This is a genomic window from Nonomuraea sp. NEAU-A123, from assembly GCF_018603905.1.
Taxonomy (GTDB): Bacteria; Actinomycetota; Actinomycetes; order Streptosporangiales; family Streptosporangiaceae; genus Nonomuraea.
The window spans coordinates 55822-79534 of sequence record NZ_JAHFZZ010000030.1; the positions used below are offsets into that span (position 1 = coordinate 55822).

General features: G+C 69.9%; 26 protein-coding genes. 16 read left to right on the top strand and 10 right to left on the bottom strand.

The features are described 5' to 3' along the window. Positions 1 to 23: 23 nt before the first annotated feature. The 3 genes from KLK06_RS51680 to KLK06_RS51690 all read right to left on the bottom strand — a co-directional run bounded on the left by KLK06_RS51680 (position 24) and on the right by KLK06_RS51690 (position 4219). Complete coding sequence (locus tag KLK06_RS51680; protein WP_214643232.1) at positions 24 to 1271, bottom strand: ABC transporter substrate-binding protein; 1248 nt, start codon at positions 1269 to 1271, stop codon at positions 24 to 26. A 25-nt stretch (positions 1272 to 1296) separates the two neighbouring features. After that, positions 1297 to 2739, bottom strand: a complete 1443-nt coding sequence (locus KLK06_RS51685) for an aminobutyraldehyde dehydrogenase (protein ID WP_214643233.1) — start codon at positions 2737 to 2739, stop codon at positions 1297 to 1299. 241 nt (positions 2740 to 2980) lie between these two features. Further along, positions 2981 to 4219, bottom strand: coding sequence for a CdaR family transcriptional regulator (locus tag KLK06_RS51690; protein ID WP_214643234.1), 1239 nt, complete (start codon positions 4217 to 4219; stop codon positions 2981 to 2983). A 255-nt stretch (positions 4220 to 4474) separates the two neighbouring features. Here KLK06_RS51690 and ureA point away from each other — a divergent pair, with 255 nt between their 5' ends. Next, positions 4475 to 5086: an urease subunit gamma gene (ureA, locus tag KLK06_RS51695; protein ID WP_214643235.1), complete on the top strand. Its 612-nt coding sequence runs from the start codon at positions 4475 to 4477 to the stop codon at positions 5084 to 5086. Positions 5087 to 5091: 5 nt separating this feature from the next. Then, positions 5092 to 6762: an urease subunit alpha gene (locus KLK06_RS51700; RefSeq protein ID WP_250907385.1), complete on the top strand. Its 1671-nt coding sequence runs from the start codon at positions 5092 to 5094 to the stop codon at positions 6760 to 6762. A 12-nt stretch (positions 6763 to 6774) separates the two neighbouring features. On the opposite strand, the gene KLK06_RS51705 is transcribed toward KLK06_RS51700, so the two are convergent. Then, positions 6775 to 7542 carry a trans-aconitate 2-methyltransferase gene (locus tag KLK06_RS51705; protein ID WP_214643237.1) on the bottom strand — a complete coding sequence of 256 codons (768 nt, stop codon included), beginning with the start codon at positions 7540 to 7542 and terminating at the stop codon, positions 6775 to 6777. A gap of 100 nt (positions 7543 to 7642) precedes the next feature. Here KLK06_RS51705 and KLK06_RS62780 point away from each other — a divergent pair, with 100 nt between their 5' ends. Then, a complete protein-coding gene (locus KLK06_RS62780) occupies positions 7643 to 8182 on the top strand; it encodes a CGNR zinc finger domain-containing protein (protein WP_308168850.1) in 540 nt (179 codons plus the stop codon). Positions 8183 to 8191: 9 nt separating this feature from the next. Here the strand turns inward: KLK06_RS62780 and KLK06_RS51715 are convergent, their stop codons facing one another. Continuing rightward, entirely contained in the window at positions 8192 to 9118 is a 927-nt protein-coding gene (locus KLK06_RS51715; RefSeq protein WP_250907365.1) for a D-2-hydroxyacid dehydrogenase family protein, read from the bottom strand. 161 nt (positions 9119 to 9279) lie between these two features. Between KLK06_RS51715 and KLK06_RS51720 the strand changes: the two genes are divergently transcribed. Then, a complete protein-coding gene (locus KLK06_RS51720; protein WP_214643240.1) occupies positions 9280 to 9765 on the top strand; it encodes a CHRD domain-containing protein in 486 nt (161 codons plus the stop codon). A 206-nt stretch (positions 9766 to 9971) separates the two neighbouring features. Here KLK06_RS51720 and KLK06_RS62090 read toward each other — a convergent pair whose 3' ends face one another. Further along, positions 9972 to 10331: a ClpX C4-type zinc finger protein gene (locus tag KLK06_RS62090; RefSeq protein ID WP_214643241.1), complete on the bottom strand. Its 360-nt coding sequence runs from the start codon at positions 10329 to 10331 to the stop codon at positions 9972 to 9974. A gap of 17 nt (positions 10332 to 10348) precedes the next feature. Continuing rightward, positions 10349 to 10708, bottom strand: coding sequence for a hypothetical protein (locus tag KLK06_RS51730; protein ID WP_214643242.1), 360 nt, complete (start codon positions 10706 to 10708; stop codon positions 10349 to 10351). A 332-nt stretch (positions 10709 to 11040) separates the two neighbouring features. Here KLK06_RS51730 and KLK06_RS51735 point away from each other — a divergent pair, with 332 nt between their 5' ends. The 10 genes from KLK06_RS51735 (at position 11041) to KLK06_RS51780 (ending at position 19756) form a co-directional block, all read left to right on the top strand. Beyond that, the gene (locus KLK06_RS51735) at positions 11041 to 12867 is read left to right on the top strand and encodes a glycosyltransferase family 2 protein (protein ID WP_214643243.1); all 1827 of its coding nucleotides are present in this window, start codon (positions 11041 to 11043) and stop codon (positions 12865 to 12867) included. A gap of 76 nt (positions 12868 to 12943) precedes the next feature. Next, positions 12944 to 13963 carry an energy-coupling factor ABC transporter permease gene (locus tag KLK06_RS51740; RefSeq protein ID WP_214643244.1) on the top strand — a complete coding sequence of 340 codons (1020 nt, stop codon included), beginning with the start codon at positions 12944 to 12946 and terminating at the stop codon, positions 13961 to 13963. 29 nt (positions 13964 to 13992) lie between these two features. Continuing rightward, entirely contained in the window at positions 13993 to 14748 is a 756-nt protein-coding gene (gene cbiQ, locus KLK06_RS51745) for a cobalt ECF transporter T component CbiQ (RefSeq protein ID WP_214643245.1), read from the top strand. Further along, the gene (locus KLK06_RS51750; protein ID WP_214643246.1) at positions 14745 to 15485 is read left to right on the top strand and encodes an energy-coupling factor ABC transporter ATP-binding protein; all 741 of its coding nucleotides are present in this window, start codon (positions 14745 to 14747) and stop codon (positions 15483 to 15485) included. Before cbiQ ends, KLK06_RS51750 begins: the two co-directional genes overlap by 4 nt. Before the next feature lie 117 nt (positions 15486 to 15602). Then, positions 15603 to 15941, top strand: coding sequence for an STAS domain-containing protein (locus KLK06_RS51755; RefSeq protein WP_214643247.1), 339 nt, complete (start codon positions 15603 to 15605; stop codon positions 15939 to 15941). 48 nt (positions 15942 to 15989) lie between these two features. After that, positions 15990 to 16763 carry an SDR family NAD(P)-dependent oxidoreductase gene (locus KLK06_RS51760; RefSeq protein WP_214643248.1) on the top strand — a complete coding sequence of 258 codons (774 nt, stop codon included), beginning with the start codon at positions 15990 to 15992 and terminating at the stop codon, positions 16761 to 16763. A gap of 6 nt (positions 16764 to 16769) precedes the next feature. After that, positions 16770 to 17534, top strand: coding sequence for a crotonase/enoyl-CoA hydratase family protein (locus KLK06_RS51765; protein WP_214643249.1), 765 nt, complete (start codon positions 16770 to 16772; stop codon positions 17532 to 17534). Positions 17535 to 17637: 103 nt separating this feature from the next. Continuing rightward, positions 17638 to 18255: a rhomboid family intramembrane serine protease gene (locus KLK06_RS51770; RefSeq protein ID WP_214643250.1), complete on the top strand. Its 618-nt coding sequence runs from the start codon at positions 17638 to 17640 to the stop codon at positions 18253 to 18255. A 74-nt stretch (positions 18256 to 18329) separates the two neighbouring features. Next, positions 18330 to 18890 (top strand): RNA polymerase sigma factor, encoded by a 561-nt coding sequence (locus KLK06_RS51775; protein ID WP_214643251.1) that lies wholly within the window; start codon positions 18330 to 18332, stop codon positions 18888 to 18890. Next, positions 18887 to 19756, top strand: coding sequence for a hypothetical protein (locus tag KLK06_RS51780; protein ID WP_214643252.1), 870 nt, complete (start codon positions 18887 to 18889; stop codon positions 19754 to 19756). Before KLK06_RS51775 ends, KLK06_RS51780 begins: the two co-directional genes overlap by 4 nt. On the opposite strand, the gene KLK06_RS51785 is transcribed toward KLK06_RS51780, so the two are convergent. Beyond that, complete coding sequence (locus KLK06_RS51785; RefSeq protein WP_250907366.1) at positions 19757 to 20293, bottom strand: TIGR00645 family protein; 537 nt, start codon at positions 20291 to 20293, stop codon at positions 19757 to 19759. Between the two features lie 133 nt (positions 20294 to 20426). Between KLK06_RS51785 and KLK06_RS51790 the strand changes: the two genes are divergently transcribed. After that, a complete protein-coding gene (locus KLK06_RS51790) occupies positions 20427 to 20801 on the top strand; it encodes a BlaI/MecI/CopY family transcriptional regulator (protein ID WP_214643254.1) in 375 nt (124 codons plus the stop codon). Here KLK06_RS51790 and serC read toward each other — a convergent pair. Further along, positions 20780 to 21889, bottom strand: a complete 1110-nt coding sequence (gene serC / locus KLK06_RS51795) for a phosphoserine transaminase (RefSeq protein ID WP_214643255.1) — start codon at positions 21887 to 21889, stop codon at positions 20780 to 20782. The two genes, KLK06_RS51790 and serC, sit on opposite strands and share 22 nt — an antisense overlap. A 410-nt stretch (positions 21890 to 22299) precedes the next feature. Between serC and KLK06_RS51800 the strand changes: the two genes are divergently transcribed. After that, the gene (locus KLK06_RS51800) at positions 22300 to 22440 is read left to right on the top strand and encodes a hypothetical protein (protein WP_214643256.1); all 141 of its coding nucleotides are present in this window, start codon (positions 22300 to 22302) and stop codon (positions 22438 to 22440) included. 53 nt (positions 22441 to 22493) lie between these two features. Here the strand turns inward: KLK06_RS51800 and KLK06_RS51805 are convergent, their stop codons facing one another. Further along, positions 22494 to 23600: a citrate synthase 2 gene (locus KLK06_RS51805; protein ID WP_214643257.1), complete on the bottom strand. Its 1107-nt coding sequence runs from the start codon at positions 23598 to 23600 to the stop codon at positions 22494 to 22496. Positions 23601 to 23713 lie beyond the last annotated feature (113 nt).

Here is a 23713-nt window from a genome sequence, read left to right on the forward strand (position 1 = left end):
GGGACCCGCGGTCCTGCGGTCCGCTACGCGGGGGTGAAGGCCCGGTTCAGTGTCGGGTTCCGTACCAGGTCGCAGACGGTCTTCTCGTACTGCGGCGGCTGCGCGGGGAAGGTCTTGAGCAGGTCGAACCCGCGCTTGTCGTTGACCGTGGCCAGGGTGATGTCCTCGGTGACGTGGTGCGTCGGCCCGTCGACCTTGATGGTCCCGGACGGCGAGTCGATGGACAGGGTGCCGGACTCGATCACTTTGAGCACCTTGTCGCGGTCGAGGCTGCCGGCCTTGCGCACCGCCTCGGCCCACAGGTGCCAGCCGTTCCACTCGGAGACGGCCAGGTCGGTGATGTAGGCGTGCTTGGCGCCGTAGGCGGCCGCGTACTTCTCGCGGAACGCCTTGTTCGCCGGGTTGTCGAGCTCCTGGTAGTAGTTGTAGGAGGTGACGATGCCCTTGGCCTCCGCCGGGCTGAGGATCTCCTGCTCGTTGCCGAGCCCGAAGGACGGCGAGACAATCTTGATCTTGGCACCCAGCCCCTTGGCCGCGAACTCGCGGTAGAACGGCACGTGGTTCGAGCCGACCAGGACCGACACCACCACGTCGGGGGCCTCGCGCTGGATGTTGTTCAGCACGGCGCCGAAGTCGCCGCTGTCCAGCGAGACGAAGTCCGTGCCGACGACCTTGGCGCCGTACTGGGCGGCGTACTTCTGGATCCACTGCGTGGAGATGCGGCCGTAGTTGTAGTCCGCGGCCACGACGTACATCTTCTTGCCGAGGTTGGCGGCCGCGTAGTTGATCAGCGGGTCGAGGAACTGCGAGGCCGTCTCGCCGGTGATCACCTGGTTGCGGTCGCAGACGCCGCCCTCGTAGAGGCTGTTGTAGAAGTACAGGGTCCGCGTGCGCTGCAGCGCGGGGCGCATGGCCTCGCGGGAGGCGCTGGTGATGCCGCCCATCACGACCGCGGCCTCGTCCTTGGTGGCCGCCTGGCCGGCGTACTCGACGTTCTTGTCCGTCTGCGACTGCGAGTCGTACGCGACGAGCTTGAGCTTGCGGCCGAGCACGCCGCCGGAGGCGTTGATGTCGTCGACGGCCAACTTGGCCACGTTCGACTTCGGTGTGCCGTAGATGCTCAGCGGGCCGGTGAGGTCGAGGATCGAGGCCACCGGGATGGGGCCGTCACCCGGCTTCCCGGCGGCGTTCCCCGCGCAGGCGCTGGTGGTCAGCAGGACGGCGGTGGCCAGGATCGCGGCGCGCCGGCCCGATGCGGATAGTGGTGCCACGTGGATCTCCCAGAAGGTGCGCGGGTCAGGCCGGGTCGGTGTTGGTGCTGGTCATGACGTACTTGAGCCGGGTGTAGTCCTCGAAGCCGAGCTGCGAGAGGTCCTTGCCGTTGCCGGATTTCTTGAAGCCGCCGTGCGGCAGCTCGGCGAGGATCACCTGGTGGCAGTTGATCCACACGGCGCCGAAGTCCAGCCGGGCCGAGACCCGCGTGGCCCTGCCGTGGTCGTTGGTCCAGAGGCTGGAGGCCAGCCCGTACTCCACCCCGTTGGCCAGCGCCAGCGCCTCCTCCTCGGAGCCGAACGGCTGGACGGTCACCACCGGGCCGAAGACCTCCTGCTGGACGATCGCGTCGTCCTGCCGCACACCGGCGACCACGGTGGGCGCGTAGAAGTAGCCGTCGCCGGGCAGCCGCTTGCCGCCGCCGACCACCCGCGCGTGTCCGGGCAGCCCGTCCACGAAGCCGCTCACCCGCTCAAGCTGGGCGGCGCTGTTCAGCGGGCCGAGGAACGCGGCGGTGTCCTCCGGCGGCCCGACCCGGGTGTCACGGGCGGCGTCGGCCAGCGCCGTCACCAGCGCGTCGTGCACCGTGTCCTGGACCAGCACCCGGGTGACGGCGGTGCAGTCCTGGCCGGCGTTGAAGAAGGCGGCGTCGGCCAGCGCGCGGGCGGTGCGGGCCACGTCCACGTCGTCGAAGACGATCGCCGGGGCCTTGCCGCCCAGCTCCAGGTGGAGGTTCTTCAGCGTCGGCGCCGAGGCGGCGGTGATCTCCGAGCCCGCGCGGGTGCTGCCGGTGAAGGCGATCATGTCCGGGCGCGGGTGCGCCACCAGCAGCCGGCCGGTGTCCCGGTCGCCGCAGACCACGTTGACCACGCCGGGCGGCAGTACGGCGGCGCACAGCCGGCCCAGCAGCGCGGCCGTGGCCGGGGTGGTGTCGGCCGGCTTGAGGACCACGGTGTTGCCCGCGGCCAGTGCGGGCGCGAGCTTCCAGACGGCCATCATCAGCGGGTAGTTCCACGGCACGATCGCGGCCACGACCCCGATCGGCTCCCGCCTGACGTGTGCGGTGTGGCCTTCGGCGTACTCGCCGCCCGCGGGGGCGTTGAGCAGCCGGGCGGCGCCCGCGAAGAAGCGGAACTGGTCGGCGCTGCGCAGCACCTCGATGACACGGGTGGTCTCGCGCGGCTTGCCGGTGCCGCGTACCTCGGCCTCCAGCAGCTCCTCCGCGTGCTCCTCGATCGCGTCGGCGATGCGCAGCAGGGCCCGCTGCCGCTCGCCGGGCGTGGTGGTGCTCCATCCGGGCAGCGCCGCCGCCGCGGCGGCCACCGCCCGGTCGACGTCGGCGGCCCCGGAGCGCGGGGCGGTGCCGTACACCGTGCCCGTGCTGGGGTCGACGAGGTCCATCCGGGCCCCGTCGGCCGCTTCCGCCGGTTCGCCGTCGATGACGTTGCGTATCTCGATCGGGCGCATGCTGCCTCCAGCGCTGAGTGATTCGGAGTCGGCCACGGTCGCCGCCGGGCCGGGGTTCCCGCCGGATCGGGGATCGGGTCCGCGCGGGGGTGACGTGATGGGTGGCGGGTCCGGGGACCCGCTTACCGTGCTCGGCCGTCAGGCCGCCGACCTCCCGCATGGCAAAGCCTGGTCGAGAGGGGTCGGCGTGAGCAATGGATGACTGCCCGCCGTCGGGCGCGCCCGCTTGGGCGAACGCACATCAGCGCGGGAAGGAGGGCCCGTCGGGCTGGGTCGCGGGGGATGCCGCGTGCTGTCCGGCGGCCTGCGGAGTGTCCCGGTACCGCAGCGCTTTGAGCGCCACCACCAGGATCGCCGCGTCCCTGGGCCGGGTGAGCGAGAGGTCGCAGAGCTGCTCGACCCGGCGGAGATGGTTGATCACGGTGTTGCGGTGCCGGTACAGCCGCCGGGCCACCTGGGCCGTCGTCCCGTCGGTCTCCAGCCAGCCGTGCAGCGTCTCCAGCAGCCGCTCGCGCTCGCTCTCGGGCAGGGCGAGCACCGGAGCCAGCACGCCGAGGGCCAGCGTGCGGGCCGCGCCCACCTGGTCGGACAGCAGCGTCTCGATGACCAGCTCGCGCGAGTCGTGCACCCGGCCGCCGTCGGCTCCGCGCAGGGCGGCCCTGGCCAGCGAGGTGCCGGACGGGAAGGCGTACAGGTCGGGGGTCATCGGGGCGACCGCCGCGACCCGCTCGGGGTGCCCGGCGACCAGTTGGTCCAGCTCCGTACGTGCCTGGGCGGACCAGAGCGTCACCCCGACCATGTCCAGGCCGAGCGGGATGACATGCGCGGGTGCGCCGAGCGCGCGCCAGCGCATCTCCAGCCGGTGCGCGATCTCCTCGGGCAGCCGGGCGGCCATCACCAGCAGCCGCCGGTCGGGCGGCAGTTGCAGGGCCTCGGCGGCGTCGGAGACCAGGCGCGCGGACGGCTCGGTGGCGTAGGCGAGCGCGGTGAACGCCTGGGCGCGGCGGGCCATCCGCTCACGGTCCAGCGCCACCTCCTCATGCCGGTATCCCTGGGTGATCGCGGTCATGGCGTCGTCCAGCGCCGCCCAGACGCGCAGCGCGCCGGTGGCGATGACCGCGGCCGCGTGCTCGGCCGGCTGCGCCTCGCTGGTCAGCGCGTTCCAGACCACGGTGAAGTCCATCCGGATGGCACGCAGGACGTCCTCCAGCGGCACGCCCTGACGCAGCCGGCGGCGGCCGACCGCGAACGCGCGGGCCGTGGCGCTCTCCGACAGCGGGCGGCCGATGAGCGCGTCGAGCACGATGTCGAGCACGTTGCGGCCACTGGCGGCCAGATCCTCCCGGGGAACGAGGGTCAGGTAGCTCGGCACGGAGTGCACGATGTGGCCGTTGACGACATCGGCGAGCTCGTCCCGGCGAGCCAGCAGCCGCTCGCCGGCCTGCCGAACCAGCTGCTCGGTGATGTCATCGGTCAACATTCGTGCATCTTACCTGCGGCTTTTCGGCGGTCTTGCTGAGTTTTTCTGTCAGATGCGGAGGGCAGGCGATGAGCAGTTGCACATCAACCGGACATCTGCCCGGTGCACGCGACCATGGTTCGGGCATGTCGGGCGGGCCTAGCATCGCAGCGACGCCCGCCGCGGCAGGGCCGGCCGTACAGAGCCCCCGTCTGGCGCCTGCCCCACTCGTGGCGCACGATTCGCAGGGGCACTCTCGTGAAGGGGCGCTGAGGAATGCATCTGACACCCGCGGAACAGGACCGGCTGACCGTCTTCACCGCCGCCGAACTGGCCCGCAGACGACGGTCCCGGGGACAGCCGCTGTCCGCCCCCGAGGTCGTCGCGCTGATCACCGACGAGGTGCTGGAAGCGGCCTGGTCCGGTACGTCGATGGCCGGGGCGATCACCGCCGGGCAGGAGGCGGTGGCCGCGCACGACGCGCTGCCCGGCGTCCGCGCCCTGGTCCGGCACGTCGAGGTCGAGGCGCTGTTCCCCACCGGCACCGCGCTGGTCGTCATCGAGGATCCCCTCGGTGCCCCGGACGGGGACTCACCCGGCGCGGTCATGGTCGCCACACCGCTGATCACGCTCAACGCCGATCGCCCGTGCATCGAGCTCCCGGTGACCAACAGCGCCGAGGTGACCGTACGCGTGTCGTCGCACTACCCGTTCTGGGAGGTCAACCAGGCGTTGCGGTTCGACCGGGCGGCGGCCACCGGCTTCCGGCTGGACGTGCCCGCGGGCAGCAACGTGGAGTTCCCGCCGGGGGAGACCCGGCACGTACGGCTGGTCGCGCTGGGCGGCAAGGCCAGCGCGCCCCGCCTGCTGCTGGAGGAGAGCACGTGAGCACCATGGACCGCGCCACCTACGCCGTGTTGTACGGCCCCACCACGGGCGACCGGGTACGGCTGGCCGACACCGGCCTCGTGGTCGAGGTGGAGCACGACGACACCGAGCCCGGGGACGAGCTGCTCGGCGGGTGCGGCAAGACCGTGCGCGAGGGCCTGCTGGCCACCAGCCGGCCCGGCGACTCGCAGCTCGACCTGCTGGTGAGCAACGTGCTGCTGCTCGACCCGCTGCTCGGGGTCCGCAAGACCAACATCGGCGTCAAGGACGGGCGGGTCGTGGCCGTGGGCCGGGCCGGCAGCCCGGACGCGGTGAGCGACCTCGACCTGATCGTGGGCCCGCACACCACGATCATCCCGGCCGAAGGGCTGATCGCCACCCCCGGCGCGGTCGACTCACACGTCCACCTGTCCAGCCCGGCGCTGCTGGACGGGGCGTTGTCCGCGGGCGTCACCACGATCGTCGGCATGGGTGTCGGCGGTGCCTGGGACGTCGGCGTCAACCCCGGGCGGCACCTGCGGCTCATGGTCGAGGCGTGGCGTGACGTACCGCTGAACGTCGCCTTCCTGTCCCGCGGGTCGGCCACCGAGCCGGCCCTGCTGGAGCAGGCGCTGCTGGCCGGCGCGGGTGGGTTCAAGGTGCACGAGGACTTCGGCGCCCAGCCGACGGTGGTCGACACCTGCCTGTCCGTCGCCGACCAGCTCGACGTGCCGGTGGCCCTGCACACCGACTCGCTGAACGAGTCCGGCCTGCTGTCCGACACCCTCTCGGCGACCCGGGGCCGGACCGTGCACGCCTATCACGTGGAGGGCGGCGGCGGTCACCCCGACCTGCTGGAGATCCTGGCCCACGCGCACGTGCTGCCGTCCTCGACCACGCCGACGATCCCGTACACGGTCAACACCGTGGACGAGCTGTTCCCGATGACCATGACCGTGCACCGCCAGCAGTCGCTGTCGCCCGGCGACGTCGAGACCACCCGCAGCCGGATCCGCGCGCACGCCATCGCCGCGGAGAACGCGCTGCACGACATGGGCGCGGTCAGCATCATCAACTCCGACGCGATGGGGATGGGCCGCGTCGGGGAGACCCTGCGGCGCACCTGGCAGCTCGCCGCCCAGGCCAAGGCGCAGCTGGGCGGCACGGCGGGCGCCGACAACGAACGCGTGCTGCGCTTCCTGGCCAAGGTGACCGTGAACCCGGCCATCGCGCACGGCCTGGCCCACGACGTGGGCAGCATCGCGCCCGGCAAGCTGGCCGACCTGGTGCTCTGGCATCCGGCCTGGTTCGGGGCCAAGCCGGAGCTGGTCCTCAAGTCCGGCTTCGTCGCGTGGGGGGTGAGCGGGGCGGGCACCGGCTCGACCCGGCTGGCCCAGCCGCGCCGCTACCGGCCCTTCTTCGGCGGCACCGGCGGCGCGCCCCGGTCACTGGCCACCGTCTTCGTCGCGGCCGAGGCACTGAACGACACCCGGGCCAGGCAGTCCCTGGTGTCCGGCGTCGGCTACGCGGCGGTGTCCGGCGCGCGCGGACTCACCCGCGCGCACATGGTCCGCAACTCCGCGGTGCCACACGTCCACGTCCCCCGGGACGGCTCCGCCGTACTGGTCGACGGCCACCCGGTCGGCCTGGCCCCGGCCCAGTCACTCCCCCTCACCCGCCTCCACCACCTGGCCTGACCCGGCCGGGCATCAGGTGCGGACCGCGCAGAGGAGGCGGTTGTTGCCGCGCTGCCACAGGGTGCCGACCTCGGCGAAGCCCGCCTGGCGCAGGGCCTCGACGTGCTGGGACAGCAGGCCGGACTCGGTGCCGCTGTGGGCCGCGCCCGCGGTGGTGCGAGCGGTACGGGCGTCGTTGAGCTCGGTGAAGGCGGGCTCGGTGGCGATCGCGTCCCACCACTGCCGCCAGTCCTCCGGGCGGTCGCCCGCGAACACCCGGTCGGTGTGGCGGTCGTGGATGGCGCGTTCGAGACGGGCGATGGCCGGGGTGGCGTCGTCGTCGGAGTCGAAGTGGTCGCCGTTGAGCAGCAGCCCGCCCGGCCGCAGCACGGTGACCAGGTCGGCGTACAACTTCCGGAGATCCGGTACGGCCAGCCAGTGCAGCGCGGTGGTGCTCACCGCGACATCGGCCGGGCGGTCCAGGCGCAGGGACTCCGTCCAGCCCGGCGTCCGCAGGTCCACGTCGACGAAGCCGAGCTGCGGGTACGCCGCCCGGCCGAGACCGAGCAGCAGCGGGTCGGCATCGACTGGGATCACCGTGGCCTTGGGCAGCCGCTCCAGGAGGCGGGCGGACAGCGAACCCGGCCCGCAGCCGAGGTCGATGACCAGCGGGTCGGGGCGGCCCAGCGCCTCGACGGCGTCGATCAGCGCGGTGAAGCGCTCCTCACGGTCGGGCAGGTAGCCCTCCTGCTGCCGGTCCCAGCGCGTGATCCAGTCGAGTGCGATCTCGTGAGTGAGCACGTCGTCTCCTTGTGACCATCGTTTAAGCTTTAGACAGTCACACGCTAAAGCATAGGATGTAACTGGTCAAGTGAACTTCAACAGTCACACGGACGCGGTCGTGAGAGTCGCCGTGTCGGTGGTCAACGCGCTGACCCCGGGCGAGAGCCGGGGGCGCCCCTGGCCGGCACCACGCGATCTGGCCGCCACCGCCACCGAGGTGCTCCGCGCCATGTACCCCACTCATCCCGAGGTGACCGAGGCGGAGGCGGGCGAGTACGCCGAGATCGCGGCGCGCCTGCGCGCGGTCTTCCAGGCCGTCGCGGATGACGACATCGACACGGCGGCGACTCAGATCAACAGCCTGCTCGACGAGTCGCGCGCCCGGCCGATGCTCCAGCGGCACGACGGCGAGCCATGGCACCTCCACTTCCACGGCACGGGCGGCACCCTGGCCGGTGACTGGGCGGCGAGCTGCGCCACCGGGCTCGCGATCGTGCTCGGCGGCGAGTTCTCCGACCGGCTCGGCGTGTGCACGGCGCCGCACTGCGACCGGGTCTACGTGGACGTGTCACGCAACGGCACGCGCCGCTTCTGCTCCACCGCCTGCCAGAACCGGGTCAAGACCGCGGCCTTCCGGGCCCGCGGAAAGGTCACGTGAGCGGGCAGATCACGTGAGCAGCCGCACCGGGGCGCCCGCGAGGAACGCCTCGATGTCGGCCACGGCCTCGCGGAAGTAGGTGCGATAGTTGCCCTGCGTGACGTAGCCGAGGTGCGGCGTGGCCAGGACGTTCGGCAGCGTGCGCAGCGGATGGTCGTCCGGAAGCGGCTCCTGATCGAAGACGTCCAGCCCGGCGCCGGCGATGCGGCCCTCGGACAGCGCCTCGATCAGGGCGGCCTGGTCCACGATGGCCGCCCGCGAGGTGTTGACCAGATAAGCCGTGCGACGCATCAGCGCCAGCTCAGGAGCGCCGAGCAGCCCGCGGGTCCGGTCGCTCAGGACGAGGTGGATCGACACGATGTCCGACTCGGCCAGGAGCGCCTCCTTCGTGGCCGCGTACCGTACGCCCAGCTCACCCGCCCGATCGGCGGTCAGATTGCGGCTCCAGGCGACGACGTCCATGCCGAAGGCGCGGCCGATGGCGGCCATCTGGGAACCGATCTTGCCGAGGCCGAGCAGGCCGAGGGTGCTGCCGCGCAGGTCCAGGCCGATCGTGTGCTGCCAGGGGCCGCCGGCCCGCAGGGCGGTGGCCTCGGGGACCAGGTGGCGGGCCAGGCCGAGGATCAGCGCCCAGGTCAGCTCGGTTGGGGGCACCGAACTGCCGCCCGTGCCGCAGACCGTGACGCCGTGGGCGCGGGCGGCGTCTAGGTCGATGGAGGCGTTGCGCATGCCCGACGTGATGAGCAGGCGGAGGTTCGGGAGCCGGGCGAAGAGCTCGGCGGGGAACGGGGTGCGTTCCCGCATGATCACCACGATCTCGTGCTCGTGGATGGCCCGGACGAGGTCGTCCTGGGTGGCGAAGTGCTCGCGAAAGCTCGTCGCCCGGACCGGCGCCCAGTCGGCCAGGCCCAGTGCGATATCCTGGTAATCATCCAATACAGCACAGCGCAGCATAAATGCGGATATTACCGGCGCTGTCCCCGGCAGGCACAGGTCGCTTGCCGTGATGCCACTTCGCCCTAACTTCGCCGTCCTGGCATATCGCCACATACGTGCGGAAGGGTGTCCTGAAGTCTGATGGGAGAGGAAATCATCCCATGCGCAGACCGTTGGCAGCCGCCACCCTCACAGCAGCGGCCCTCATCACCATCTTCGTCGCCCTTCCCGGCGCGGCGAACGCGAGCCCGGCCGGCGCCGCCGACCGTGCGCACCGCGTCTTCATGAACGGTAGGCAGGAGGTGCCCGGCCCCGGTGACCACAACGGGATCGGGGTCTTCACCTACCAGGTGAAGGGCTGGGAGCTCTGCTACACCATCTCCGACCGCCACATCAAGCCGGCCACGGCCGCCCACATCCACAAGGGCAAGAAGGGCGTGGCGGGCCCGATCGTCGTCACGCTGAAGACCCCGACCAAGGGCTTCGCGAAAGGCTGCATCAAGGCGGTCAAGCAGGAGAACAAGAAGAACGCCGCGCTCGTCCTGACGCGGAGCGAGCTGCACGGCATCGTCAACTCACCGCAGCGGTATTACGCCAACGTGCACAACAAGAAGTTCCCCATGGGCGCCATCCGCGGCCAGCTGTGACCCCCTGCTCCAGCTCCCCGGTGCGATGCGGGGAGCTGGAGCCCGTTCAGCCGGTGGACAGGCTTTCCGCTTCCTCGTGCAGTGCCACGATGAGGATCAGCTCCAGGTGGAGCTCCGCCAGATCGGGCGCCGCGAGGCTGTCGAGGACATGCATGATGGGCCTCCCTCTAGCAAGGACGTCCCATCAGTCACAGGGGTTTACCAGATCATTCGCGGAAGCGTTCCCAGGCGGACTGCCGCGTCATGCTGAGCGAGGCGCCGATGCGCTCCCAGCTGACGTTCTTGGTGCGCAGGTGCCGCACCCAGTCGTGGAGATTGTCGTCGATCTGCGTCTGCACAGTGACGATCTTGGGGAGGTGGTCGAGGATCTGCTCCTCGCTCATGGTCTCCCACACGGGCAGGCGCGGCTCGGTGGAGGAGGCGAGCTGCTCCTGCTTGAGGATCTCGGCGCACAGCCCCACGCACTCGTCGCAGATGTGCACGCCGGGTCCGGCGATGAGCTTGGTCACGTCGGCGCCGCTCTTGTGGCAGAACGAGCAGCGCACCTTTTCCTTCCAGTCAGGCATGGCCTGACGGTAGCTCGTCAGGTCACGCCTGACAAGCCCGTGAGTCGATCTCTCTCCATCTGCGCCTGCATGATCTCCTGCCGCTCCTCGTTGATCCTGCGGCAGATCGTCACGTACGCGTTCAGCACCTTGCAGTAGGCCTGACGCGCCTCGTCGAGCTGGGCCGCGCGGATGACGATCCGCTCGGGGTCGCCCTGGATCTCGGCCTCGGTGAGCAGCGCCCGCGCCTCGTCCACGATCTCTTCCGCCCTGATCCGCGTACGGCGAAGCAGGGCGGAGCATTCGTAGAGCTCTCCCAGCCGCGCCGAGGAGACGATGAACTCCGCAGCGTGTACGGCCGAGCCGCTCACCCTGGGCCCGCGAAGATCGGATCCCACTCTCGCCACCTCCCCGGTCAAGGTTGCCTCACTGTAGACGCGCCACCCCTTCCGGTGGATCACCTGGCGCGACGTGGGGGTACCGCATCCTTCCCTTGGGGGAGGTTCTCTCCTCCCGAGTGGGAAAACAGCGTCCCTGAACCCCATTCGGTCTTGCCGGATTGCGGTAATAGGCGGTCCCACCTGCACTTATGTGAAGAGTGCGATGAATCTTCGGTCTGCGGAAGAGCTGCGGATGAAGAGACGAGATCGGCCACGCGACCCCCGCCCGCCATCACATACTGAAACGACGTGACAGCGGATTGTGACGGCTGAGGGGCGCGCTTGTGGCAATGGCGACATCGAACGGCGACGAGGACGCGGTGGACGTCAGCGTCATCATCCCTGCCCACAACTGCCGGCAATACCTCGACCGGTGCCTCACCGCGGCACTGGTCCAGCGGATCAGGAAAGAGATCATCGTCGTCGACGACGGGTCGACCGACGGCAGCGACGAGCTGCTCGACCTCTACGCCACCTACCACAAGGGCAGCGTCAAGGTCGTCAGCATCGCCGGCTCCGGCGGCGCCGGGCGGCCGCGCAACGTCGGCATCGAGCACGCCACCGGCCGCTACGTCTTCTTCTGCGACGCCGACGACTACCTGGGCCCCGAGGCGCTCGAACGCATGGTCGCCATGGCCGACCGCAACGGCTCCGACATCGTGCTCGGCAAGGTCGTCGGGCACGGCAGACGCGCTCCGATGTCGATGTTCCACCGCGGCGCCGAGCGGGCCGAGCTCGGTGACAGCGCCGTCTACAACAGCCTGAGCTGCTTCAAGCTGTTCCGCAGGGAGATGCTGATCAGCCACGGCATCAAGTTCGGCGAGGGGATGCTCGTCGGCGAGGACATCCACTTCACCGTGCACGCCTACTGCCACGCCAAGGTGATCTCCGTGGTGGCCGACTACGACTGTTACCACCTGGTCGCCAGGGCCGACGGCAGCAGCATCATGCAGCAGCCGGGCAGCCGCGACCCGCGCGGCTGGCTCACCATGATCCGCGGGCCGATCCAGCTCATGACCGAGCACGTCCCGCCGGGGCCGCTCCGCGACCACCTGCTCCGCCGGCACTTCAGGCTCGACGTGTTCGAGCAGCTCGGCGCGCCGTTCCTGGAGGCGGACGAGGTGCAGCGCAAGGAGATCGCGCAGGAGGTGGCCGCGCTCTGCGACAGGTGGATGACGCCCGGCGTCCACGTGCGGCTCAGCCGGACCGACAAGCAGCGGCTCACCGCGCTCGGAGACATCAACCGCCTGGTACGACTGGCCGAGATCGAGGGCGCCGCCGTACGCCGCCGGCTGACCGGCCTGCGCTGGGAGGCGAACCGGCTGGTCGTGACGGGGATCGCCGGGCTCGACGGCATGCCGGAGCACGACGGGGTCGCGGTGGTGCTGCGCGCCCGCAACGTGCGCGGGCAGGAGCTGATCGTGCCCGCCGAGCGCGACGGCGCCGCGTTCGCCGCCCGCATCGACGTGGCCGCGCTCGACTCGGGCATCTGGGACCTGCGGGTGGCCGTCGAGATGGAGGGCGTGGTCAGGTACGGCCGGCTCGGCGCCGACCGCGACGGCCGCGTCACCCGGCCGGCGCCCCGGCTCATCGGCGCCGTGGTGGCCCTGCCGTACTTCACCAGGGACAACGGCAACCTCAGCATCGACGTCGGCGGCCACCTGATGACGGTGCCGGGCCGGGCCAGGATCCACCGGACACGGTGGACGCTCGGGCGGCGGCTGGTCATCGACGGCGAGGTCACGGTCGTCGGGGCCGTCCCGGCGGCGTCGGCGATCAGCCGGCTCGTATGGCGCGAGCGGCAGACGGGCAACGAACGGGCCGAGCGGGTGGTCGCGCTGCCCGGCGGCGGGTTCGCGGCCCGGCCTGCGATGGGCAGGTTCGCGCCGGGCATCTGGGACGCCTATCTGGAGGTCGAGCTGGGCGGTCCGCCGGCGAGGTTCCGGATCGAGACCGACGCCCAGAGCGTCGCCGCGCCGCGCCGGCTGTGGGGCCGGTTGCGGGGCGGGGCCGTGGTCAGGAGCGTGCGCCCGTACGCGACCTCGGGCAAGGGCCGGCTGAGCACGGTGGTGCGCCGGATGACGACCCGTACGGCCTTCCGTAAAATCCTCGGCTAATTGCCATCTATGTGCAGGTGCAAGTTGATGTCTTAAGCTAGGCACGTTGCTGCACCGCTTGATGAAGGGCTTTGTCGTGCACGTACCTGATGGCTTCTTCAACGCGGCCGTATCCGTGTCCGCCGGGGCGGTCGCCGCCGCCGGCCTGGCGGTCTGCCTGCGCGGAGCCCGGCGCGAGCTCGACGACCGGACCGCGCCCATGGCCGGGCTGGTGGCCGCGTTCATCTTCGCCGTCCAGATGCTCAACTTCCCCGTCGCCGCGGGCACCAGTGGTCATCTGCTGGGCGGGGCGCTGGCCGCCATCCTTGTGGGGCCCTATACGGGCGTGCTCTGCATGGCGGTGGTCCTGCTGGTGCAGTGCGTGTTCTTCGCCGACGGCGGCCTCACGGCGCTGGGGATCAACATCACGATCATGGGCATCGTCACCGTGGTGGTCGGCTGGGGGGTCTTCCGGCTGGTCGCGAGGCTCACCAAGAGCAGGGGCGGGGTGACGGCGGCCGCGTTCGTCGCCGCGTTGGTCTCCGTACCGTCTGCCGCGCTGGTGTTCTCGGCGCTGTTCTGGGTCGGCGGCACCGCGCCGATCGAGGTCTCCGCGGTGGCGATCGCCATGGGCGGCGTGCACGTGCTGATCGGCATCGGCGAGGCCGTCATCACGGCGCTGACCGTCGGCGCGGTGCTGGCCGTCCGGCCCGACCTCGTGTACGGCGCGCGCGGGCTGACCAGATCCCTCGTCCTGAGGGGTGCCGACGGAACGATCGCCGGAGAGCCGGTCACGGTGGCCGCCGAGGAGACGGCCCCCGCCCGCGCCTCGGTGAAGCCGTTCCTGCTCGTCGGCCTCGGCCTGACGCTGCTGCTGGCCGGGATCGTGTCCTTCTTCGCCTCCTCCAGCCCCGACGGGCTGGAGGCGGTCGCCGAGAACAAGGGCTTCCTCGGCCAGGCCACCGGCCACGTGTTCGGGAGGTGGGCGCTGGCCGACTACGGTGAGGTGGGCGGCATCCCCGTGGGGATCGCCGGGATCATCGGCGTCGGGCTCGTGCTGCTCATCGCCGGCGGCGTGGCCTACGCGGCCCGCAGCCGAGCAAAAGTCCGGGTCTGAGCGAATGAACGGGAGACGGTGAGTAGCGGGTGGGCGCTGGGCACCATCATCAGCTCTACCTGGCGGGGGACTCGGTCGTGCACCGGCTTCCGCCGCAGTGCAAGCTGCTGGCCGTCGCCGCGTTCGCCATCGTGGTGGTGGCGACGCCGCGGGAGCGCTTCTGGGCGTTCGGGCTCTACGCGGTCCTGCTCGCGGGCGTCGCCGTGGCCGCCAGGGTGCCGCTGACGTACGTGCTGCGGCGGATGGCGGTCGAGCTGCCCTTCGTGCTGTTCGCCTTCCTCATTCCGGTGATCGGGATGGGGGAGCGGACGACCGTGCTGGGGGTCTCGCTGAGTGTGGCCGGGCTCTGGGCCGGCTGGAACATCCTGGCCAAGGCGACGCTGGGCGTGGTCGCCTCGATCCTGCTCGCGGCCACCACCGAGCCGCGGGTCATCCTCATCGGGGCCCAGCGGCTCCGGCTGCCCAGCCTGCTGGTGCAGATCGCGATGTTCATGCTCCGCTACATGGACGTGATCATGGATGAGATGCGGCGGATGCGGGTCGCGCGGGAGTCTCGTGGCTTCGAAGCCCGGAATTTCCGCCACATTCCGGTGATCGCCCGCTCGGCGGGCGCCCTGTTCATCCGCTCGTACGAACGCGGTGAGCGGGTGCACCTCGCGATGCTCAGCCGCGGCTATTCCGGGCGGATGCCGATGATGGACGAAATTTCGGGATCTGTTGGGCAGTGGGCCACGGCCCTCGCCCTGCCGGCCGTGGCTCTAGCCGTACTAGGACTCTCGCTGTGAACTCTCTGGAAGTGAACCGGCTCGCCTACGCCTACCCCGATGGGACGCAGGCCCTGTTCGGCGTGGACTTCGCGATCCGGCGCGGCGAGCGCGTCGCACTGCTCGGCCCGAACGGCGCCGGCAAGACCACGCTCGTCATGCACCTGAACGGCATCCTCACCGCCGGGCACGGCTCGGTGAGCGTGGCGGGCACGCCGGTGCGCAAGGACACGCTCAAGGAGATCAGGCAGCGCGTCGGCCTGGTCTTCCAGGACCCGGACGACCAGCTCTTCATGCCCACGGTCAGGGACGACGTCGCGTTCGGCCCGGCCAACTCGGGCGTGGCCGGCGAGGAGCTGGAGCGCGCGGTCAAGGGCGCGCTGGAGCGGGTCGGCATGCTGGAGGTCATCGACCGGCCGCCGCACCACCTGTCGTTCGGTCAGCGCCGGCGGGTGGCCGTGGCGACCGTGCTGGCGATGGAGCCGGAAATCCTGGTGCTCGACGAGCCGTCGTCCAACCTCGATCCGGCCGCGCGCAGGGAGCTGGCCGAGATCCTGCGCTCGCTCGACGTGACCGTGCTCATGGTCACCCACGACCTGCCGTACGCGCTGGAGCTGTGCGAACGCTCGCTGATCCTGTCCGACGGAGTGATCGTCGCGGACGGGCCGACCCGGGAGCTCCTGGCCGACTCCGAGCTGCTCGCCCGCCACCGCCTGGAGCTCCCTTACGGCTTCGCCATCCCCGCGGCGGCCGAATAAGGCGGATCGCGGCCGGACTTTTTCGGGTTCTGGCCCCGTACATCAAAACCATCCGAGTTTGTGCATGCCCGGTATCCGGGGATGTCGAAGTACAGTGGCTCATCGAGGAGGGGCCAAATGAAGCTGCGGCTTGCGCGACACGCCCTGGGTGATGCCGTGGTGGTGGCCGTTGAGGGGGAGCTTGACCTGTTCACGGCGCCGTTCCTCCGCGACGAGGTCCGCGACGCCATCAAACAGGACGGCGCCTGGCTGGTGCTCGATCTCCAGCAACTGTCGTTCATGGACTCCAGCGGGCTGTCGGTGCTCATCGAGGCATGGCGGCTGGCCACGGGCGAGGGCGGCGGCGTGTCACTGGCCGCGCCACAGGCCCCCGTCGCCCGCATCCTGCGCACGACCGGGCTCGACCGGCGGATCAAGGTATATTCCGATGTCGACACGGCTGTAGGCGAGATTTAACCCACCCCGAGTAGAACTTCATTCGGTTGGCGGGTTAGGGTCCCGGATATGGACGTGAACGGATCTGCAGCAATCATCTCCGGCGGGGCCAGTGGCCTCGGCGAGGCGACGGCCCGCGAGCTCGCGGGTCACGGCGCCACAGTGGTCATCGCCGACCTCAACGAGCAGCGCGGCAAGGCCATCGCCGACGAGCTCGGCGGTGTCTTCGCCAAAACCGACGTGACGGACGACGAGCAGGTGCAGGCGGCCGTCGACGCGGCCGTGGCCACCGGCAAGCCGCTGCGCGTCGTGGTCAACAGCGCGGGCATCGGGTGGGCCGAGCGCACCGTCAACCGTGACGGCGCCCCGCACAACCCGGCCTCCTTCCGCAAGGTGGTCGAGGTCAACCTGATCGGCACGTTCAACCTCATGCGCGTCGGCGCGGCGGCGATCGCCAGGACCGAGCCGGTGGACGCCGACGGGCAGCGCGGTGTGGTCGTCAACACCGCCTCCGTCGCGGCGCTGGAGGGTCAGACCGGGCAGCTCGCCTACTCGGCCTCCAAGGGCGGCATCGTGGGCATGACCGTGCCCGCGGCGCGCGACCTGGCGGCCATCGGGGTGCGGGTGAACACCGTCTGCCCGGGGATCATCGACACCCCGATCTACGGCTTCTCGGCCAACGCCGACGAGTTCAAGGCCAAGCTGGTGGCGCCCGTGGTGTTCCCCAAGCGCATGGGACGGGCCGACGAGTTCGCGCACCTGGTCAGGTCGCTCATCGAGAACGACTACATGAACGCCGAAGTCGTCCGCTTCGACGGCGGCATCCGCTTCCAGCCCAAGTGAGGTTCCGTGTCTGACGAAGTGCTCGTCGAAGAGTCCGACGGCGTCGCCGTGATCACGATCAACCGGCCCGCCGCGCGCAACGCCATCAACGGCGCGGTGGCCCGCGGCATCGCGGCAGCCCTGGACACCCTGGACGCTCGCCCCGACATCTCCGCCTATGTCCTGACCGGCGCGGGTGGCTACTTCTCCGCGGGCATGGATCTCAAGGGCTTCCTGTCCGGCGACTTCCCGGTGGTCGAGGGCCGCGGCTTCGGCGGCCTGGCCGAGTCGCCGCCCAAGAAGCCGATCGTGGCGGCGGTCGAGGGCTACGCGCTCGCGGGCGGCTTCGAGCTCGCGCTGTCGTGCGACGTGATCGTGGCGTCGTCGGAGTCCAAGTTCGGCCTGCCGGAGCCCAAGCGGGGGCTCGTGGCGGGCGCGGGCGGCATCATGCGGCTGCCGCGCCGGATCCCGTACCACATCGCCATGGAGCTCGCCCTGACCGGCGACCACTACCCCGCCTCGCGCCTGTACGAGCTGGGGCTGGTCAACCGGATCACCCCGGCGGGCGAGGCGCTGGAGGGGGCGCTGGAGCTGGCCCGCAAGATCGCCGCCAACGCCCCGCTGGCGCTCGCGGCCACCAAGCAAGTGATCATCGAGTCGCAGGACTGGTCGCTGGAGGAGATGTTCGCGAAGCAGGGCACGATCATCAGCCCGGTGTTCAGCTCGAAGGACGCCATGGAGGGCGCGGCGGCCTTCGCCGAGAAGCGCGCTCCCCAGTGGAAGGGCGAGTAGCCCTTTTCCCGGCCCCCTCCCCTGTTTGGGAGGGGGTTTCCTTAGCGCACGCATAAGTTCTTCTGCGTACGGTAAAGAAGGAGACTGCTAGCGGGAGGGGCGCATGAGCGACAATACGAGGTCCGCGTACGAGTCCGCCAAGCGCCGTGCGGGCAGCCTCCTCACCGGTGCGCTGAGCGCGGCCTTCGTCATGGTCGTGATACTCGGCGTGATGTGGGCGGTCGAGGTCGTCGACTTCACGATGAACGGCAGCCTCGACCGGGAGTTCGGCATCGTCAGCCTGGAGCCTTCGGGGCTCCTGGGCATCTTCTTCGCCCCGTTCCTGCACGTGGGCTTCGGTCACCTCATGGCCAACTCGCTGCCGCTGCTGATCCTGGGGTTCCTGGCCGCGTTACGCGGGATCGGGCGGTTCTTCGCGGCCAGCCTGCTGATCATCGTGATCGGCGGGATCGGCACCTGGGCCACCAGCGGCCTCGACACGGTCACGGTGGGCGCAAGTGGGCTGGTGTTCGGATATTTCGGGTATGTGCTGGCCCGCGGGATATTCGACCGGCGCGTGTTCGACATCCTTATCGGCATCGGGGTGGCGATCGTCTACTACTCGATCCTGTGGGGGCTGCTGCCCAACCAGCAGGGCATCTCGTGGCAGGGCCACCTGTTCGGCCTGCTGGGCGGCGTCCTCTCCGCCTGGGTGCTGCGCCGCAAGCGCGAAGTGCTGTAGGACGGCATTTCCCCCTGATCGGGGTGAAATGCTGACACGGTCTCAGACATGTAAGGGGTGTCCGCAATCCCCGCATGAGGAGGCCACCATGGGAATCGCTGGTGGGTGACGACCGGAGACGCCGGTTCGAGGCCATGTATGCCCAGACATACGAGCCGATTCTCGGATATGCCATGCGCCGCTGCGCGTCCCCCGAGGACGCGGCGGACGCGGTGGCCGAGACGTTCGCCATCGCCTGGCGCCGTGTTGACGTGCTGCCGCCTGACGCTGAGACCAGGCTCTGGCTGTACGGCATAGCCAGGAACGTCCTGGCCAACCACCGGCGCGGCCGGGTCAGGCGGCAGTCCAGGAGCGTGGAGCTCGACGCCGACCTCGCCGACCTGTACGCCTACTCGCCCGAGGGCAGCGTCGAACTGGGCGCGATCGCGCAGGCGTTCAAGGAGCTGCACGAGGACGACCGGGAGCTGCTGTCCCTGGTCGCCTGGGAGGGGCTGGATCACGCCCAGCTCGCCAAGGTCCTCGACTGCTCGCGCAACGCCGTACGCATCCGGCTGCATCGCGCGCGCAAGCGCTTCGCCAAGGCGCTGGCCAGGGCGGGCGTCTCCGTCAACCGTGTCACCGTGGAGTCCATATGAACGAGTTGAGGCAGCTCGCCAGGGTCCGGGACGAGCAACTGGCCGGTCAGGCGTCCGGCGCGGGGGCCCGTGCGCTGCTGGCGGCCATCGTCGTCGAGGATCCGGGCACGGAGGATGCCGGGAGCCGGGCGCCGAGATCGCGCCGCACCCGCCGCCTGGTCGTGGGGCTGGTCGCCACCGCCGCTCTCGCCATCGTGGCCGTCATGGGCCCCACTCTGCTGGAGCGGGACGCCACCTCGTACGCGAACGCGGCCATCGACATCGAGCTGCGGGGTGACGAGTACGTCGCCAGGATCAAGGACCCGTTCGCCGACCACGCCCTGTACGCCGAGGCGTTCCAGGCGATGAGCCTGGACATCGGCATGGAGCTGATACCCGCCTCACCGACCCAGGTGGGCAACATCGTACGCATGGGATTCGCCGGCACCACCATGGCCGACACGCTCGGCGGCGGCCTGGAGCCGGAGGGATGCACGATCGGTCACGAAGGCTGCTTCCTCACCGTCACGGTGAGCAAGGGATTCAAGGGCCGGGGCGTCTTCTACCTGGCCCGGCCGGCCAAGCCCGGCGAGAGGTACCAGGCTTCCGGGGAGGCCGGTAGGAAGGGCGAGATGCTCGAAGGCTACGACGCCGACGGGCGGACCGTGGGCAAGGTCGCGGCCGAGGCGCACCGGCGGGGGCTGCGGGTGGTCTTCCAGATCATCGAGCCGCACCCGGACGGCCACGGCTTCTCCCTGAGCCGGGATCAGTCGGCCAAGGTCGGCGACCACTGGTATGTCTGGGCCGCCGAGCCCGAGCAGGTCGGCACGGTGAGACTGCTGGTCACGGAGAAGCACCTCCGGAACAACCCGGTCACCGGCAAGTAGCTAGGAGGGATGCACGCGTTCGGCCGGGGAGGATGAGAGCAGACGATCTATCAGTGCCAGGCCGATGGCCGAGAGGACGAAGGCCAGGTGGATGATCGTCTGCCACATCATCTTGCTGTCCGGGATCGTCTGGGCCTTGATGAACGTCTGCAGCAGGTGCACCGACGAGATGCCCACGATGGCCGTCGCCAGCTTGACCTTGAGGACGTTCGCGTTGACGTGGGACAGCCACTCTGGCTCGTCGGGATGCTCGTTGAGGTTGATGCGCGAGACGAACGTCTCGTAGCCCCCGACGATGACCATGATGAGCAGGTTGGAGATCATCACCACGTCGATGAGGCCCAGCACCGACAGCATGACCGTGACTTCCATGTCCGTCTGGGCGCCGTGGAGGACGCCTTCGATCAGGTGCCAGAGCTCGACCATGAACTGCCACACGTACACGCCCTGGGCCACGATGAGCCCGAGATAGAGCGGGACCTGGAGCCAGCGGCTGGCGAACATCAGGTAGCCCAGGCCATTGGGCCGCCTGCTCATACTCATCCGGTATAACCCCCGTCACATGACGATATATCCGCTCAACTGGGCGGAAGGAAGATCAGCCCCGTTCGCGTGCGTGGGCTTTTTCGGGAAGAATGTTTCCTAACTCACCTAGCCGGAGGTTGGTCAGTTGGCGAAGCTGGGGTCCCTGGAGCGCGCGATCATGGACGTGCTGTGGGATGCCGGTAAGCCGATGCGGGTGCGCGAGCTGCTCGCCACGCTCAACGAGGAACGCGAGCTCGCCTACACCACGGTGCAGACCGTCGCCGAACGGCTGGTGAAGAAGGGCCTGCTCGTCCGCACGCCGTACCGGAACGCCTTCAAGTACGCGGCCGCCTACTCCAGGGACGAGCACGTCACGCGGCTCATGCTGGAAGCGCTGGCGGCCAGCACCGACCGGCTGCCGGTGCTGGCGAGGTTCGCGCAGAGTGTCGAGGAGGAGGACGCCCTGGCCCTGCTGGACGAGCTGTCGCGCCGGACGGGTCAGAGACGCTCGACCACGTAGTCGACGCAGACCGTCAGGGCCTCGACGTCGGCCGGGTCGATGGCCGGGAACATCGCGACGCGGAGCTGGTTGCGGCCGAGCTTGCGGTAGGGCTCGGTGTCGACGATGCCGTTGGCGCGCAGCGCCTTGGCCACGGCGGCCGCGTCCACGTCGTCGGAGAAGTCGATCGTGCCGACCACCTGCGAGCGGAACTCGGGAGCCGCGAACGGCGAGGTGTAGGAGGTCTTCTCGGCCCAGGTGTAGAGGCGCTGGGCGGAGTCGGCGGTGCGGGCGGTGGTCCAGGCCAGGCCGCCGTTGCCGTTCATCCAGTCGAGCTGGTCGGCCAGCAGGAACAGTGTCGCCACCGACGGGGTGTTGTAGGTCTGGTCCTTGCCGGAGTTGTCGATCGCGACCGGCAGGCTGAAGAACTCGGGCACGTAGCGGTCGGTCGCGGCGATCTCCTCGACCCTGGCCAGGGCGCGCGGGGACATGAGCGCGATCCACAGGCCGCCGTCGGAGGCGAAGCTCTTCTGCGGGGCGAAGTAGTAGACGTCGGTCTCCTCGATGGACACGGGCAGGCCGCCCGCTCCAGAGGTGGCGTCCACGAGCACCAGCGAGTCATCGGAGCCGACGCGCTCGATCGGCATGGCCACGCCGGTCGAGGTCTCGTTGTGGGTGAGCGCGTAGACGTCGATGCCGTCCTCTGCCACCGCGGCCGGGTAGGTGCCCACCTCCGACTTGATCACCGTGGGCTCGCCCAGCCAGGGCGCCTTCTTGGCGACGGTGGCGAACTTCGAGGAGAACTCACCGAACGACAGATGCTGGGACCGCTCCCGGATGAGCCCGAAGGAGGCGATGTCCCAGAACGCGGTGGTGCCGCCGTTGCCCAGCACGACCTGGTAGCCCTCGGGGAGCGAGAACAGGTCGGCGAGGCCGGCGCGTACGCGGCCGACCAGGTTCTTGACCGGCTTCTGGCGGTGTGAAGTGCCCATGAGACTCGCGCCGGAGGCGGCGAGAGCGGCCAGTTGCTCGGTGCGAACCTTCGAGGGCCCGCAGCCGAAACGGCCGTCGACGGGCTTGATGTCAGCGGGAATCACGATGTCAGCCACCTGACCAAGGGTACTTACCCGTGAAGGTTGCCTGGACCCGGGTCCGGATGGTGAGAAAGGATGAATCATTTCCACTGATCATTCGTTGGACCAGCGGCACAGATGAGCACCGGCTGGAGGAGCGTCCGGATGGCCGATCTGCGGAGTGTCGTCGAGGGGTTGATTCGCCGGCGACAACTTCCGCCACGGTCGCCGGACGGCGCAGCTCATCACCAGGCTCGCCGGGCAGGACCAGCACGTGATGGGCGTGATCGGCCTACCCCGCAGCGTGGCGGGCGTCAGCCAGGCGATCGAGGAGCCGGGGCGACATCCTGTACCGGCTCACCCGAGGGGTCTGGAACGGATCCAGCGGGAAGATCGACTTCGGTACCGCCGATCTGCACACCCCCGTCGGCAAGGCCGTCTCGATCATGAAGGTGGACGTGGAGCAGGCGGGCCGCCCGAAGCCGGTCGTCCGCTGCGGCTCGCTGGACGCCACCGAGGCGCCCCCGAAGAGCACCGTGTGCGACGGCCTGCCCGACACCGCCGACTCGCCGCCCTCCATCAAATGAAGTACGGCTGCCGCATCGGGATGCGGCAGCCGTACAGAATCGGGATCGAGGCGTCAGATGGTGCCGACGACCTCGGAGGCGCCGGGCACGTCGCTGAGCGGACGCGACGCCGGGCCGATGTACTTGGCACTCGGGCGGACCAGCCGGCCCGTGAGCTTCTGCTCCAGGATGTGCGCGGCCCAGCCGGCCGTACGGGCGCAGGTGAACATCGAGGTGAACATGTGCGAGGGCACCTCGGCGAAGTCCAGCACCACGGCCGCCCAGTACTCGACGTTCGTGGCGAGCACCCGGTCGGGCTTGCGCGCGTGCAGCTCCTCCAGAGCGGCCTGCTCCAGAGCGGCGGCGACCTCGTAACGAGGCGCGTTGAGCTCCTTCGCGGTACGGCGCAGCACCCGCGCGCGCGGGTCCTCGGCACGGTAGACCCGATGGCCGAAGCCCATCAGCCTGCTGCCCTTGTCGAGCTCGCTCTGCACGTACTTCTTGGCGTCGCCCAGGTGCTCGACGCCTTCGATCATGTGCAGCACCCGGGCCGGAGCTCCGCCGTGTAGCGGGCCGGACATGGCGCCGACCGCACCGGAGAGCGCGGCGGCCACGTCGGCGCCGGTGGAGGCGATGACCCTGGCGGTGAACGTGGAGGCGTTCATGCCGTGCTCGGCGGCCGAGGTCCAGTAAGCGTCGATGGCCTTGACGTGGTTGGGGTCGGGCTCGCCACGCCAGCGGACCATGAACCGTTCGACGATGGTCTTGGCCTCGTCGACGCGGCTCTGCGGCACCATCGGCAGGCCGAGGCCGCGCGCCGACTGCGCCACGAAGGAGAGCGCCATCACGGAGGCACGCGCGAGCTGGTCGCGGGCCTCTTCGTCGCTGATGTCCAGGAGCGCCTTGAAGCCGTAGGCCGGGGCCAGCATGGCCAGCGCGCTCTGGACGTCTACGCGGATGTCACCGGAGTGAACAGGAATGGGGTACGGCTCCGCCGGGGGCAGGCCCGGCTGGAACTTGTTGTCGACCAGCAGGCCCCAGACGTGCCCGAAGGGGACACGGCCGACCAGCTCCTCGATGTCGACACCCCGATAGCGAAGGGCGCCCCCTTCTTTGTCCGGTTCCGCGATCTCGGTCTCGAAAGCTACAACGCCCTCGAGGCCGGGTTTGAAGTCGGACATTCTCGGCCGCCTCCCTTTCTTGCCATGTTCCGGCAATGCCTTGATGTCGAGATACCGGCGGGTCAATTTAACCCCCTACCCGCCCGTGGTCCGTCTCCGGACCCGCCGGAACG

Excerpts from the sequence above, each read along its gene's own strand:
- KLK06_RS51780 (WP_214643252.1), top strand. The coding sequence starts at position 18,887 with ATGAACGAGTTGAGGCAGCTCGCCAGGGTCCGGGACGAGCAACTGGCC.
- KLK06_RS51735 (WP_214643243.1), top strand. The coding sequence starts at position 11,041 with ATGGCGACATCGAACGGCGACGAGGACGCGGTGGACGTCAGCGTCATC.
- KLK06_RS51685 (WP_214643233.1), bottom strand. The coding sequence starts at position 2,739 with ATGCGCCCGATCGAGATACGCAACGTCATCGACGGCGAACCGGCGGAA.
- KLK06_RS51720 (WP_214643240.1), top strand. The coding sequence starts at position 9,280 with ATGCGCAGACCGTTGGCAGCCGCCACCCTCACAGCAGCGGCCCTCATC.
- KLK06_RS51690 (WP_214643234.1), bottom strand. The coding sequence starts at position 4,219 with ATGTTGACCGATGACATCACCGAGCAGCTGGTTCGGCAGGCCGGCGAG.
- KLK06_RS51785 (WP_250907366.1), bottom strand. The coding sequence starts at position 20,293 with ATGAGCAGGCGGCCCAATGGCCTGGGCTACCTGATGTTCGCCAGCCGC.
- KLK06_RS51700 (WP_250907385.1), top strand. The coding sequence starts at position 5,092 with ATGGACCGCGCCACCTACGCCGTGTTGTACGGCCCCACCACGGGCGAC.
- KLK06_RS51755 (WP_214643247.1), top strand. The coding sequence starts at position 15,603 with ATGAAGCTGCGGCTTGCGCGACACGCCCTGGGTGATGCCGTGGTGGTG.
- ureA (WP_214643235.1), top strand. The coding sequence starts at position 4,475 with ATGCATCTGACACCCGCGGAACAGGACCGGCTGACCGTCTTCACCGCC.
- KLK06_RS51805 (WP_214643257.1), bottom strand. The coding sequence starts at position 23,600 with ATGTCCGACTTCAAACCCGGCCTCGAGGGCGTTGTAGCTTTCGAGACC.
- KLK06_RS51775 (WP_214643251.1), top strand. The coding sequence starts at position 18,330 with ATGAGGAGGCCACCATGGGAATCGCTGGTGGGTGACGACCGGAGACGC.
- KLK06_RS51800 (WP_214643256.1), top strand. The coding sequence starts at position 22,300 with ATGAAGGTGGACGTGGAGCAGGCGGGCCGCCCGAAGCCGGTCGTCCGC.
- KLK06_RS62090 (WP_214643241.1), bottom strand. The coding sequence starts at position 10,331 with ATGCCTGACTGGAAGGAAAAGGTGCGCTGCTCGTTCTGCCACAAGAGC.
- KLK06_RS51760 (WP_214643248.1), top strand. The coding sequence starts at position 15,990 with ATGGACGTGAACGGATCTGCAGCAATCATCTCCGGCGGGGCCAGTGGC.
- KLK06_RS51770 (WP_214643250.1), top strand. The coding sequence starts at position 17,638 with ATGAGCGACAATACGAGGTCCGCGTACGAGTCCGCCAAGCGCCGTGCG.